The following is a 13,000-nucleotide window of genomic DNA, read 5'->3' as shown; positions in this document are numbered from 1 at the left end:
CACGCTGCCCCGCAGCGGACGTCGCTCAGCTCGCGCCGTGGAACGCCTCGATGCCCTCGCGCCAGGCGGCGTCGAGATCGGCGCCGGGTGGGAAGCGTTGGTTCAGCTCGAGGATGGCCATGCCGTGGGCGAAGGCCCAGATGGCCCGCGCGCGGTCACGGTCACCGCCGACGGCGTCGAGGAGCGGCATCGCGGCCGCCTCCTCGACGCCGGAGGCGAGCAGGTCGCGGCGCAGGGGCCGCTCGGTCATCAGCCGGTAGAGGTTCGGCTGGCGGCGCGCGAAGTCCCGGTATGCGGCGGCGAGGGCCGCGATCGGGGCATCGGATCGACGGACCGCCTGCGCGAACAGCTCGGCCTGTTCCTCGAAGCCGACCGAGATCAGTGCCGCCTCCAGTTCCTGCTTGTCGCGGAGGTGCTCATAGATCGAGGAGGCGCGGATCCCGAGCTGGGCAGCGAGGCGACGCATCGACAGCGCGTCAGGGCCGTCCCGCTCAAGGAGTTGGCGCGCGGTCTGCACGATCTCCCGGGCTCGCGGCGTGAGCCGACTCAGTGCGTAGGAAACCATCCGTGCCGCCTCCCGCGACGAGCCTAACGGTGTTAGGTTAGCACCCTAACACCGTTAGGAAGAAGGTGGCGCCGATGCCCGCTCGTACCCTGACCCCTCACGTCGAGACCGGTCACGGCTCCCCGCGGAGCCGTGACCGCGTCGCGCGGACCCTCCTCGCCCTCGCCGCCGTCGGCGCGGTCGCCGCGGCAGCGGGGGCGGTGGGCGCCGTCGGGGAAGCCGGCCCGGCCACCCGGATGGTCGAGACCTGGCGCATGCTCGGCTTCGGTGTCTTCGCGGGCGTGTTCCTGCTGCTGGCCTACCGCCCCCGGCTCTACGCCGGGATCTGGGAGCTCACCATCCTCAACAAGCTCGCCCTGACCCTGGCCGCCCTGTCGTTCGGCAGCGGGACCGACGGCGCCGGCGCGGCGCTGATCGCCGACGGCGCGATCACACTCATCCTGCTGGCCGCATATGCGCTCAGCAGAGGCTGGACCGCCTGGTCGACCGCACATGCCACGCCCTGACCCATCCGACGACACCTCATCGGTCCTCAGTTCGACGGATATGTCCGCGAACCGAGCGCTACGCGACACCGGCGCGCCGGGTACCTGGTGTGAACCGGCGCGCCCAGGCACAATGCTTCAGTCCAGTGCGGCACGAGCGGACAGGGCGGGCCAGTGGATCAGTTCGGAGTGGTCGTCAGCGCCGGCTCGTTCAGATCGAGCGCCGCCGACGCGGTTCGGTTCCCCCATCGGTGGACGCCCGAAGGTGTCACTGTCGAATCTGACTTCACCGGGGCGCACCTCTTGCACCTGGCCGCGGCCGGCTGCGTCCTCAACGACGTATATCGGGAGGCACGCGACCTAGGCGTCCGCATCGACGGGGTACGGGTGACGGCCTCGGGAGACTTCAACACGGAGACCTGGGCGTCCACCGGCATCACGTACCGGGTCGAGCTGCGCTCCCCCGCGCCCGCCGAGGAACTGGGCCGGCTCATGGATCGTGTCGACGAGGTGGCCGAGATTCCGCGCGCGATCCGGGCCGGAGCCACGGTACAGCGAGGCTGACGAGCTGGCCGGCCATGCCGGAGCCGATCTTCCAACCCGTGCTCAACCGCTGGCACGCCACGAAAATCGCCCGGCCGTGCAAGTCCCCTGTCGGCTTCCGCAGTTGAGAGGGCGCGGCGACAGGCAATACCCGCACCGCCCGCCGCACCCCGTGAGCAAGAAGCTACGGTCGGTCGCGGGGCGGAATCCGGACGCCTGCTCACACGACGTCCGAGGTTCGCACGACTGGTCACTGGTCGACGACGTTTGACAGTGTCTTGTGCCCCCTGTGTGCCCCACAGACCCGTGCCTCTCCGCCCAGCGCTTTGAATCCGCATGGGGCAGCCCCCGACCACCGAGTGGGGCCGGGGGCTGCTGCTGCGGTGCGGGTGGCTCAGAGAGCCTTGCCGTTGACGAACAGCTGAACCGGGCCGGCAGGGGTCCTTACGCCGGTCTGGATGTTGCCGTACGTGGTCGCACCCTCGGTGATCGTGCCGCCGGTGACGAGGTCGGGCGTGATCGCCTGGTTGATGATGGTGCCGTCCGTGACGGGGCCGTCGGTGATCGCACCAGGCGTGATGATGTTGCTGAGGGCTGTGATCTTGTCGGCGTTGGGGTTGCGAAGGCAGTCGGCCGGGTTCTCGCCCGGAGCCGCGTCCCACTCGCCCCACAGCACGTTGTCCACGGGCTCGAACTGGTAGTCGCCGAACGACCAGTCGCCGAACGACCAGGAACCGAACGACCAGTCGCCGAACGACCAGTCGCCGAACGACCAGTCGTCGAACGAGGTCGGGGAATTCCAGCTTGTGTCGCCGACCTCGTAGGACGGGTCTCCCTTCCAGCCGTTGACGATGAAGCCGTTGTACTGGTTGGCCTTGCGGGCGTCGACGTCGAGGTTGTAGCTGACGCTGCCGGCGAGGATGCCGGTACGGCTGCCGGTCCGGGTGCCGGCACGGGAGGTGTCCCGGGTCACCTCACGGGTGCCGACGTGCGAGGCGGTCCGGGTGCTGGTGCGGTCGCCGCTGCGCACACCGTCGCGGCGGAACGTCTTGGTGCCGTTGCCGTTGGTGTACGTGCAGGTCAGATCCTGCGATATGGCCTGCATGGCGACCTGGGTGCCGGTCTGCGTTCCGGACTGGATGCCGGTCTGCGAGCCGATCTGCGAGCCGGCCTGGGTGACGTCCTGCGACAGCGACTGGGACGTCGGCTGCTTGTAGGTGAACGCGAGGCTCTTGCTGTCGACGGCCTTCTGGAGCGCTGCGTTGTTGTAGCCGAGGGCGTTCTGGACGTCGCCCTTGCCGATGAAGCCGGCGCCTGTGCTCGGGTCGATGTTGACCGATGCCGAGGCGGCGGTGGCGCTGAGGACGATCGTCGCCGTAGCCGCGATGCTGCCGATCAGGATGTTGCGGATCCGCATGTGCTGTTCCCTTCGTCGTGCTGACGTGTTCGTTTGCCGGTGCCGGCGCGCCTTGCGGTCTTGCTGGTGGGGCTCGTCTCCTGCCACTGCTTGTGCAGTTGAGACGGTGCGCCGCTCCGCGGGGTCAGCTGACGCACAGCAACGATGCAGCTACGGCTCAGCGTGGGGGTTTCTCCTCCTCCAATCAAGCCGCTGATCAGCTGTTACGCCTGCTGGATCGGATACATCCGCCTGTCCAAGGAGGAGGTTGCCCCGCCGCTTCGCGGCGACTCGGTGACGGTTCGTCGGACGTGTTACGCCAGCGGGCCCGTCGACCCCGTCCTCCGGGGAGCGGGCCGCCAGCCAGCCCGCCACCTCAAGCGGGCCTTGACGCGCGCACGGGCGCTGCCGGGACACAGTGAGTCGGCTCTCGTGTCACGGACCGCGCCCCCGGCGGACACCGCCGCAGTGGCGCAGTTGACCCAACCTCGCCCGGCACGGACCGGCACCCGGGGGCGGGGCTGGCCACCGGCGGCCACCCCTCCCCCGGAGCCGCCGCACGAGCCGAGACATCACCCCGCGCTGGTACTCCCCGCCGAGGTCGCCGTCCTGCTCGGCTTCGGCATCTCCAAGGTCAAGATGAAGATCGCCACCGGCGAGCTGCGCTCCATCAAGGACGGCAAGTACCGCCGGGCCTTGAGCATGCCCGACACGGACGGATGACGCCCCACGGTCCGCGACGCTGATGTGCCAGTCATCCGAGGCGAGAAGGGTTAACTCGGTCATGCGATGGACCTCCGATGCAGCGCCCAGATCAGAGTGGTAACCCTGGTTAGTGGCCGAGAGTGCGGTAACGGAGGTGAAGGACGCCGTTTTTGAATCGGCGCTCGTCGAGGAGCGCGAAGTCGGCGCGCACGCCGGTAGGCAGCCCCGGCTTGCCGCCTCCGACGGCTGTGGGCCAGACGAACAACTGGCATTCGTCAACCAGTCCAGCCCGCATGGCTTGCGCTGCCAGGTTGGCGCCTCCGATGGTGATGTCCCTGCCGGCCGTGGCCTTCAGCTGGTGTACGACGGCGGGGTCGAAACGGCGCTCCAAGCTGGTGGCGGCCGTTGACACCGCGGTGAGAGTCGTGGAGTAGACGACCTTGTTCGCCGCTTGCCAGGTGCTCGCGAAGTCAGCCATGAGGCCGGACTGCGCGGCTAGAGCAGCGTCGGTTTCCCAGACAGCCATCGATTCATACAGGCGTCGCCCGTAAAGGAAAGTACCCACGGACCGCAGGAGGTTGGTGGTGAACGTGAATACTTCGTCGTCGGGCGGGAACCAGGCGAAGACTCCACTTTCGTCCTCGATATAGCCGTCAAGCGACACATTAGTTACGTAGATCAGCTTTGCCATGCCTCTACCTCCAGGTGCGCGTAGGACCCGCTTGGGATGTCGCCCCCGCCTGCTAGCTGGTTGAGCATCACGGGTGGGGCAGACGTCCGCCTCTCGCCCGTTCTACGAACGACTCGGCCCGGATCCGACGCCATCCCGACAGAAAGTTCCACGGGATCGTCGGCTGGGTCGGCGCGCGCCAGAGGTATCCGCTTCTGTCGCTGACCGGGCGTCTTGACCGGCATCGAGGATGGCATGCCCAGCGACAGGCCCGAGTGGACCTGGAGCTGTGCTAGAAACCGATCCATTCAGGCTTGGCATCAGCACCGTCACAGGTCTGACCGTGAACCGCGGGAGGGACCCGGCCATGCACCGGGCTATCACCATGCCCGCACTCGGCCAACCGCAGACGAAGATCAACTAGTGGCACCCGCCTTGGCGCGTCAGCCGCGTTGGTTTCTGACCGCCATCGCATGGAACACCTTCTTCGGTTCCCAGCGGGTCTCGTCGAGCATCCGCACCACGCCGTAAGAGCCGACATCTTGGTTTCCCGGCCTGCTGTAACCGGCGAAGGTGAACCAGAGCGCGGTGTCCACCCCTTCTTCCTCGAAGATGTCCAGTAACTCGGTGAGGTAGCGCACCTGCTCATCCTCGTCCGGCACGGCGTCTTGCGGCACCTGCCAGGCCGAGCCGCCGCGTTCACCCGCGCCGCGGTATGCACAGGTTCCGTACTCGGTCACCGCGACGGGCTTGCCGTGTGCGAGGTGCCCACGCAGTTCGGATCGGAAGGTGTCGGCGTTGTAGGCGGCTCGGTAAGCGTCGATACCGATGATGTCGAACGGGCGCCAGTCGACGACCTCCCAGGGGGCTGAGGCGTAGGTGACGCGCCCGCCGAAGTTGGCGTGGACCGTTTTGGCGGCTTGGGCGAGGAAGTCGTTGAGACGCTCCTGCATCGGGCCAAGGGAGGTCCACCACTGCATGTCGGCAGTCGCCATGGACTGGAGTCGGTCGCCGTAGGTGGCACCTGGGATGAAGCCAGCGCAGAAGGCGCTGATCTCACAACCGGCGACGAAAACAACCTCGGCACCGTCTCGCCGTACGGCTTCGGCCCGTATTGCGCAGTCGGTGAAGAACGGCATCAGTTGATCGGCGGGAAGGTCGACGGGGAAGGGGGCGAACCACACTTCGAGGCCGGCGGCCGCGGCGTATCGAGCGGCGGCGCTCAGCCGTTCGGGGTCGCGGCCGGAGATGCGTACGGCGTCGCAGTGCAGATCGCCGGAGATCACCGCCATCTCGTGCTGGACCGTCTCGGGGGTGAAGGTCTTGCGGGAGAGATCATTTCCGGGGAGGAAGCCGGTGTCGTAGTTGATGCCGCGTGCTCGCACGTCACTGCCCTTTCACGTGTTCGATGCCGTGTTCCAGCAGGTCGAAGGCGAACTCGGTGTCCTCGGCCAGGGCGCGCACCGCCTTCGCGGGTGATGCACCGCTGACCAGGAGGTGGAAGAAGGACTCCTGGAGGGTGAGCAGGGTCGCGGCGATCTGAGCCGCCATCAGCGCAGCTCGGGTCGCCCCGTGTTCCTCGGCCAGCACGCTGGCCAGAGTTCGCCGCTGTTGGTAGAGCAGGGTGTTCGCGGCTCCGCTGAGCGCGGGGCTGCCGAAGATCAGGCGCATTCGGGCGATCACTGCGTCCCGGTCCATCGCCGCCATCTGCCCGGCCATGAACGCCTGGTAGTGGGCCCGCAGCGCTTGTAAAGGAGACTGCCCTGTCGGCCGCCGGGCAACGATCCCTGCCAGGTCATCCTGTCCCACGCCCTCGAGCGCGAGCGATTCCTTGCTGGGGAAGTACGTGAAGAGGGTGGCCTTGGCCACCTCGGCTGCCTCGGCGATCTCGCTGACGGTCACCGCATCGAAACCGCGTTCGGTGAACAGCCTCAACGCGACAGCCGCGATCCGCTGCCTCGTCTGTTCCTTCTTGCGTTCACGAAGCCCCGCCACGAGGAGAGAATAGCCGGACCGAGTACAAAATCAAACCCGGTATGGAATTCGAGGGTCATGTGTTCACCGCCGTCTGGACGCGTCGCCGTGGGACCGGCGCCGGCAGGAAGCACCGGTTCGCGTTCAGGGATCGACTGTCGGCCACGCTGGTGCATTTGCGGCACGGGTTGACCCATGACGTGGTGGCCGCCTGGTTCGACGATCACCCGCAGTGTCGCCAAGGCGGCCTCGCTCGATCTGGAACACTCGCCGTCGTGAACGAGCTGACCGAACTGCTGTCCGAGCTGGTCCGGGTGCCGAGCGTGGGCGGAACAGCGCAGGAGGCGGGCATCCAGACGATGCTTGCCGACTGGATGCGCGACGAGGGCCTGGAGGTCGACCTCTGGGAGCTGCCGCTGGCGAAGCTGACCGCCCTGCCCGCCTTCCCCGGCATGGAGGTGCCGCGCGACCGGGCGTACGGGCTGGTCGGGCGGCTGCCCGGCACCGGCGGTGGCCAGTCGCTGATGTTCAACGGGCACGTCGACGTGGTGCCGCCGGGCAACCTGTCGGCCTGGGCCGACGACCCGTTCTCCGGCCGCGTCGAGGGCGACCGCGTCTACGGCCGGGGCGCGTGCGACATGAAGGGCGGCCTGGTCGCCGCGCTGCTCGCGGTCCGTGAGCTGAAGCGGGCCAGGCCGCGCGGCGACGTGCTGGTCGCCTGCGTGGTCGGCGAGGAGGACGGCGGCGTCGGCACGTACGGGCTGCTGGAGCGTGGTTGGCGGGCCGATGCCTGTGTCATCCCCGAGCCGACGGGCCTCGCGGTGGTGCCCGCCAACGCCGGGGCGTTGACGTTCCGGCTACGGGTCACCGGCTCGTCGACGCACGCGGCCCGCCGTACCGGCGGCGTCAGCGCGGTCGAGAAGTTCCTGCCCGTCTTCGCCGCGCTGCGCGAGCTGGAGGCCGATCGCAACCGCGACGTCGACCCGCTGATGCGCGCCTGGGACACGCCGTACGCCCTGGAGATCGGCACCGTGCACGCCGGCGACTGGTCGTCGTCGGTGCCGGGCGAACTGGTCGCCGAGGGCCGCTACGGCGTCGCTCTCGACGAAACCCCGCAGCAGGCGAAGGCGGCCCTGGAGGCGGCCGTCGCCGCAGCCTGCGCCGCCGACCCGTGGCTGGCCGAGCACCCGGTGACGGTCGAGTGGTGGGGCGGCCAGTTCGTGCCCGCCCGCAACCCCAACCCCGCGCTGACCGACGCGCTCGTCGCCGCGACCGGCGTGACCCCGGAACAGTGGGGTGCGCCGTACGGCAGCGACCTGCGCCTGCTCGCGGCCGCTGGCATCCCGACCGTCCAGTACGGACCCGGCGCGATCGAGCTAGCCCACGCCCCCGACGAGTACGTGCCGATCTCCGAGGTGAGCGCGGCCAGCGCGACACTGGCCAGGCTCGCCGCGACGCACTGCGCCTGAACCACTCGCTGCGCGCCCTGCACGAAGGAGTGGGCATGGTCCGGCCACACGGCGCATGGGCAGTGGTTCATTACGACCAAGCGTTCGGATCGAAGTCGTAGCACCGTCGAGATCGACCGCGCGCTGGCACCCTCGCTACAGGCGACCCTCAACGACGCCGCCCATGCGGCGAAAGCCGTCGGGGGTCGCTGGAGGCCAAGGCGGTGCTAGAGGATTTCATCGATCTAGCCACTAGCGGCGCTGAACCTGCCCTAGTTCGAATTGTGGTGATGAACGCACCATAGGGCAAACTCGGATCACGCTCCGAAGGCCGGGTGGCACTATCCGCGCTCGGAGTGGAGTGCCCCAATCTTTACGCGGCATTTCTTGCCCTTGACGTCCATTGACAGGCTGGAAAAAGCCTGAAAGGGTCTCGCGTACGGAATTCATCCGACGTTTGGGCCTGACCATTCAGGGAGATCACGGTAATGCGGAAGAAACCTCTTGCACTGACACTCGGCATGTCATTGCTCCTGTCCACGGGTGTAGCGACTGACGCGTCCGCGACCAGCCTCGGCGAGGAGCGCTTCCAGCCGGGTGTCACCTACGATCTGTCGGTGACCGACGCCGAGCGCGACGCGATCCACGCGGAAGTCGAGGCGTTGGCTGGACGCGTCAACAGCGCGCGGGCGGGGGACGGCACCTACGACCCGCTCACTCTGGTCGGGGCGATGCTGGACGGGTCGAGCTACGACTCCATCTCCCGAGGCGGCACGGCCGCGACGGCGTACCCCTTCCCGGTCAGCAACACCGCGGCCAACCAGAACGAGTACGACCGCAAGGTCGCCAAGCTCGCCTGGGTGGTCAAGCTGGCCACCGACCTGGGTTTCCCGGTGGTCGTCCAACGCCAACCCGACAAGTACGTCTACGCGGAGATCGGTGACCCGGACGCCCCAGAGATGGTCATGGCGTTGAGCCACCTCGACTCGCCGACGGCTTCCGTTTCGTCAGCCCAGCTGGCGCGCTGGCGGGACGCCGATGGCAACCTCGGCACTCCTGGTGCGTACCACTCGCCCTATGTCCAGGACGGCTGGGTCTACGGGGCGGGCATCCAGGACGACAGCGGCCCGACGCTGGCGACGCTGCTCGCGGCCAAGGCGCTGCTCGAGGCGGGGTTGCCCCTCGACCGACGCATCCGCATCGTCATGGGAATCTACGAAGACGGCGGTCCCGGAACGCCCTCGACGACGAACACCGCCACCTTCCAGTCCATCCCGTACAACTCGAACCCGAGCTTCTACGACAACTGGGCCTACAAGAACCTCAACCGGGAAGAGATCCCGATTGCGGCCTACACCTCCGACTCGCGGTTCCCGGTCATCGTCGGCAACTCCGGATCGGTGACCCCGTCGGTGTCGATGAGCTTGTCCGCGGACAGCACCAAGGCCTTCCGGCTGACGGATGCCAAAGCCGGCGTCACCCTGCGCGAAGGCGACCCGACGCTCAAGGACATCGCCTACGGCAGCACCACGCAGATCGCCTCGCGGGCCATCTTCACCCTCGACGTGGCGGGTGCCGGCTCCGCCGAGCGCGACCGATTCGTGTCGGCGATCGCCGCTGCCGCGACCACGAAGGGTTGGCTCCCGGCTGCTCCCCGCACGACGCCCAAGGTGCAGACCACGATCACCGGCGACTCGCTCACGCTGGAGATCAACACTGACGTGGCGATGGAGATGCCGACCCCGCAGTACGGCAAGAATGCCGTCGTGTGGGGAATGTTTCTCCTCTCCAAGGGGCTCGGCGAATTGGGCATCACGACCGCCGACATGCAATTGAAGAAGGCTGCCGACGGCATCGCCGACCTGTTCTTCCGGGACGGTGTCGAAGGCGAAGCATATATCGGCAAGTACATGGGCATCCCGGCGAACCTGTTACGCAACCCGAGCAACGGCACCCCGAACCTGACCTTCGCCCTCATGGGCGGCATCAATTCAGAGACCCCGACGAGCTTTTACACGGACGCCTCCGGCAGCCTCAGCATGCCGATGTATGTGCGCAGCATGCACGTCACCGCGGCTGACTCCGGCCAGGCGACGGCGGCGGTCACGGCCGCTTTGCAGGCGAAGGGGTTCACCATCGGCACCCTCGGCTCGCCCGTCGGCGCCGGGTTGTACGTCACTCACGACAACCCGCTGACGGCTCTTCAGTTCGGCAGCTACCAAGCCTCGATCGACCGCGACCCGAAGGAGTTCGCGGATCCGTATTCCCTCAGGGACGTGGTGTATCCGCAGGGCACGACCGGTGGCACCCTGGCCAGCAGCTTCCGCAACAAGATGACCGCCTTCGGCGCCGTCATTCCCGGTAACGAGCGCTGGTGGCACACGGCCAACGAGCGGATGAAGGTCGACTCGGCAGTGCAGATGACCAAGATCATGGCCGATGGCATGCTGGAGATGGCCCGGTACTCCGGGCCCGCCGGTGCCAAGTTCATGTCGGCAAACATCCCGGGGCTGAACGCCGACCGGGCGGACCTCGACCTGCTCGACGTCACGATCGGAACCTACAAGGACGCGTCAGCCGCTGTCGGCACGAGCCAGTTGGGCAGCCAGGCCCTGCTCGGCGCCACCTCGTTCAACATCCCGATGTGGAACGGGCGCGGCAACTCGACCCCGACGGCGTCGGCTTTCGCACTGGGGCACGCGCCAGGAGGGGTCTACCTGCCCCTGACCGACACCGAGTACCTGAACACCACGTACGTGGCGCCGATGCGTCTGGAGTTCAAGGTGGAGCGCCCCGACTACATGTCGGACGCGGCTTGGGCGAAGTTCGTCGCCGGTGGCTACGGCGACTTCCAGTTCAACATTCTCGTCGGCGACGAGGTTGTGCCGCTGGCCGTTCCTGCGGGGCAGAGCGCAGACAAGTACTTCTCCTCGCGCATCTCGGCCAACAACCCCGACGCCATCTACCTGTCGGTCAACCTCGCGCTCACCGATGCACCGTACACCGGGGTGCAGGCCATCCTCGCCGATTCCAAGACGGACCTGTACACGGTCAATCCGACGTACCTGGCCTCAAACCCGAATCCGTTCCCCGGGCGCGGCGCCATCGAACAACGGGGCTTCTTCGTGTTCGGTGATGGGCAGAAGAACGCGGAGTTCTCTTCACCCGACGCGGTCTACGTGACAGTCGCCAACGCGGTCGTCGATGCGAAGCCGTCGGCGGTGGTGAAGAAGCTGGAGGGCAACACGAACGAGTTGACCATCACGGTGAAGCAGACCCATATCGACGGCAGCGAGTCTCCGGTGACGGCCACGTTCACCATCGACAACAACGCTGCTGGCACTTACGCCGTCGGCGATCACAAGGTATACGTCGACACCAAGGGCAACACCCAGGTGCGGTCGATCTCCATCATGTGACGCGTGTGAACCGGAAGTTCAGCGCGCGCACGAGAGGGCATGCGCGGTGGCAGGATGCCTCGACTCGGGGTCAGGGGCCGCCGGGGTGCGAGGCACCTTGACAACGGAGTGGAACCATTGCCGTCGGTAGTGGTTCCACTCTGTTGTGCGCCATTGGGCGTGGCTGTTCCTTTGGGTTGGGCACTGAAGGGCTCGGGCTCACCTGGGAGGACATCGACCTCAACGCCGGAGAGCTGACCGTCGGCCGAAAACTGCGACGCGTGCCCGGGCAGCTCCTGCACCGCGACACCAAGACCCAGGCGTCCGACGCCACACTCCTGGCCGACCTCGATGTCCGCACGACAGCAGAAAGGCCACCTCCCGAACCCGGGAAGTGGCCTTTGACCTGCGTGGGCGAATCTGGGATCGAACCAGTGACCTCTTCGGTGTGAAAGAACCATCAGCCGTCAATGAGCTGTGCGAGCAGCGGAGTTGCGCTGCCCGGACGGTCCGCCAGAGTCCACGGACGTCCGGCCTTGCTCGTGTTTGTCGTCACCCAGTTGGTCACTCAGCCGCGACCGGCCGATGTCCTGTCACTTGGCATAGCCTCCCGTACGCACCCTTCGCCTCGCCCAGCTCGCTCTTGTCTCTCTCATCTTCGTCCCCCAAGTGGTGTGAAGCCGAAGACCTTCCCGCTTTTTCGCTGCAGGTCAGTGGGCTGCAGCGAAGAGGCATCTTGTGATTGCAGCGACAGCAGATTCGTTTCGATACTGTCACTTGCCGATGGAACCCTGGTCAGCACCGGACTCAGTTTTGCTGTATCTACGTCGATGGGCAGAAGGTACGCCTGTGCCGAGGGCTCACGATCACCCCGATTCCCACCGGCTTCAAGTGCGAGCCCCTTCTCGTAGAAGTCTGTGATGGAACGACACGTGGCTGCCGTCACCTCGGCCCCGCCAGGGATGTGAAGTATCAGGCACACTCTCGACGACCCTTCTCGCCCAACCCAGTACTCCGCCGTGTCATCGGCACCAAGACGCCGCACGGTTTCCGGCCGCACACCACCGAGGGCATCAAGGTCAATGCCTTCCGGGATGCGATCATCCTCGGTCTGAGGAGCACCCAAGGCCGGCAGCATTTCCTCGACATCGGCCCTAGATCCTCCACAGGCCGTCATAGCAAGGGTCGCAGACAGGACGATCAATGCCGCCACAACACCCGTAGCCCCCAAAATCTTCCTATTCACTGCACCCTCCAACGGCGCCAGCGCACATATACCAACGCCGCCGCGCCATTCGCCCCGCCACCGGTAGATCCCTAGGCCGGGTCACCCGCCGCCTCTTCGACCGGCGTGTCCTCTTCCCGCACTCGGGATAGCGCCGTGCCTGCTCATCCACCTTGATCAGATGCACCACCAGGCCCACGGGTCATCTCAACTCGGCACTCCACCCCAGAGCACACGCATATGCCGGACCCCCTAACTTCGTTGAGCCTCGATGGGGAAAGAATCGAGTATCACCGACATGAGGCCAAGCATCAACGCCGTTGCCATCCCGTCTGCCCTCGACCCGCCCTCCTGGGGAGCGGGCCGCCGCCCGGCCCGCCACGCCATCAAGCGGACCTTGACGGCTCGTTCGGACGCTGGCGGGTCGGGCGGTGGTCTGCTCGGCTTGCCCGGATCGATGGCAGACGGGATGGCCTACCGCAACCACCCACGGACTGCAAGCCGCCGACGAAGCCCCGGCCATCCTGGAGCCGGAGTGCCCCCGCCGGAGGCGCAGTAACCGCGACCCCGCTACCGGCCGTCAGCCGCCGA

General features: G+C 67.0%; 11 protein-coding genes. 5 read left to right on the top strand and 6 right to left on the bottom strand.

Features of this window, described 5'->3' with window-relative positions:
- Positions 1–25: 25 nt before the first annotated feature.
- Positions 26–565, bottom strand: coding sequence for a TetR/AcrR family transcriptional regulator (locus AB0H57_RS17440; protein WP_357507509.1), 540 nt, complete (start codon positions 563–565; stop codon positions 26–28).
- A 74-nt stretch (positions 566–639) separates the two neighbouring features.
- Between AB0H57_RS17440 and AB0H57_RS17435 the strand changes: the two genes are divergently transcribed.
- Positions 640–1,071 (top strand): hypothetical protein, encoded by a 432-nt coding sequence (locus AB0H57_RS17435; RefSeq protein WP_357507507.1) that lies wholly within the window; start codon positions 640–642, stop codon positions 1,069–1,071.
- A 153-nt stretch (positions 1,072–1,224) separates the two neighbouring features.
- Positions 1,225–1,614, top strand: a complete 390-nt coding sequence (locus AB0H57_RS17430) for an OsmC family protein (protein WP_357507505.1) — start codon at positions 1,225–1,227, stop codon at positions 1,612–1,614.
- A gap of 373 nt (positions 1,615–1,987) precedes the next feature.
- Here the strand turns inward: AB0H57_RS17430 and AB0H57_RS17425 are convergent, their stop codons facing one another.
- Positions 1,988–3,010 carry a hypothetical protein gene (locus AB0H57_RS17425; protein ID WP_357507503.1) on the bottom strand — a complete coding sequence of 341 codons (1,023 nt, stop codon included), beginning with the start codon at positions 3,008–3,010 and terminating at the stop codon, positions 1,988–1,990.
- 411 nt (positions 3,011–3,421) lie between these two features.
- Here AB0H57_RS17425 and AB0H57_RS17420 point away from each other — a divergent pair, with 411 nt between their 5' ends.
- Positions 3,422–3,712: a hypothetical protein gene (locus AB0H57_RS17420; RefSeq protein WP_357507632.1), complete on the top strand. Its 291-nt coding sequence runs from the start codon at positions 3,422–3,424 to the stop codon at positions 3,710–3,712.
- Between the two features lie 109 nt (positions 3,713–3,821).
- Here the strand turns inward: AB0H57_RS17420 and AB0H57_RS17415 are convergent, their stop codons facing one another.
- The 3 genes from AB0H57_RS17415 to AB0H57_RS17405 all read right to left on the bottom strand — a co-directional run bounded on the left by AB0H57_RS17415 (position 3,822) and on the right by AB0H57_RS17405 (position 6,359).
- A complete protein-coding gene (locus tag AB0H57_RS17415) occupies positions 3,822–4,385 on the bottom strand; it encodes a dihydrofolate reductase family protein (RefSeq protein WP_357507501.1) in 564 nt (187 codons plus the stop codon).
- Positions 4,386–4,807: 422 nt separating this feature from the next.
- Positions 4,808–5,749 (bottom strand): hypothetical protein, encoded by a 942-nt coding sequence (locus AB0H57_RS17410; protein ID WP_357507499.1) that lies wholly within the window; start codon positions 5,747–5,749, stop codon positions 4,808–4,810.
- 1 nt (position 5,750) lies between these two features.
- Entirely contained in the window at positions 5,751–6,359 is a 609-nt protein-coding gene (locus tag AB0H57_RS17405) for a TetR family transcriptional regulator (RefSeq protein ID WP_357507497.1), read from the bottom strand.
- Positions 6,360–6,613: 254 nt separating this feature from the next.
- On the opposite strand from AB0H57_RS17405, the gene AB0H57_RS17400 reads away from it, so the two are divergent.
- Positions 6,614–7,807, top strand: coding sequence for an ArgE/DapE family deacylase (locus tag AB0H57_RS17400; RefSeq protein WP_357507495.1), 1,194 nt, complete (start codon positions 6,614–6,616; stop codon positions 7,805–7,807).
- Positions 7,808–8,313: 506 nt separating this feature from the next.
- Positions 8,314–11,205 (top strand): M20/M25/M40 family metallo-hydrolase, encoded by a 2,892-nt coding sequence (locus AB0H57_RS17395; protein WP_357507493.1) that lies wholly within the window; start codon positions 8,314–8,316, stop codon positions 11,203–11,205.
- Between the two features lie 631 nt (positions 11,206–11,836).
- Here AB0H57_RS17395 and AB0H57_RS17390 read toward each other — a convergent pair.
- Positions 11,837–12,430, bottom strand: coding sequence for a hypothetical protein (locus AB0H57_RS17390; RefSeq protein ID WP_357507491.1), 594 nt, complete (start codon positions 12,428–12,430; stop codon positions 11,837–11,839).
- Between the last annotated feature and the right edge of the window lie 570 nt (positions 12,431–13,000).

This window comes from Micromonospora sp. NPDC050686, assembly GCF_040654475.1.
Classification (GTDB): domain Bacteria; phylum Actinomycetota; class Actinomycetes; order Mycobacteriales; family Micromonosporaceae; genus Micromonospora.
Note: the sequence above shows the minus strand (reverse complement) of the source record. Positions and strands in the feature narration are given on the sequence as shown.

What these genes read in the sequence shown, in the direction of transcription:
- AB0H57_RS17440 (WP_357507509.1), bottom strand. Translation starts at nt 565, where the DNA reads ATGGTTTCCTACGCACTGAGTCGGCTCACGCCGCGAGCCCGGGAGATC.
- AB0H57_RS17435 (WP_357507507.1), top strand. Translation starts at nt 640, where the DNA reads ATGCCCGCTCGTACCCTGACCCCTCACGTCGAGACCGGTCACGGCTCC.
- AB0H57_RS17425 (WP_357507503.1), bottom strand. Translation starts at nt 3,010, where the DNA reads ATGCGGATCCGCAACATCCTGATCGGCAGCATCGCGGCTACGGCGACG.
- AB0H57_RS17415 (WP_357507501.1), bottom strand. Translation starts at nt 4,385, where the DNA reads ATGGCAAAGCTGATCTACGTAACTAATGTGTCGCTTGACGGCTATATC.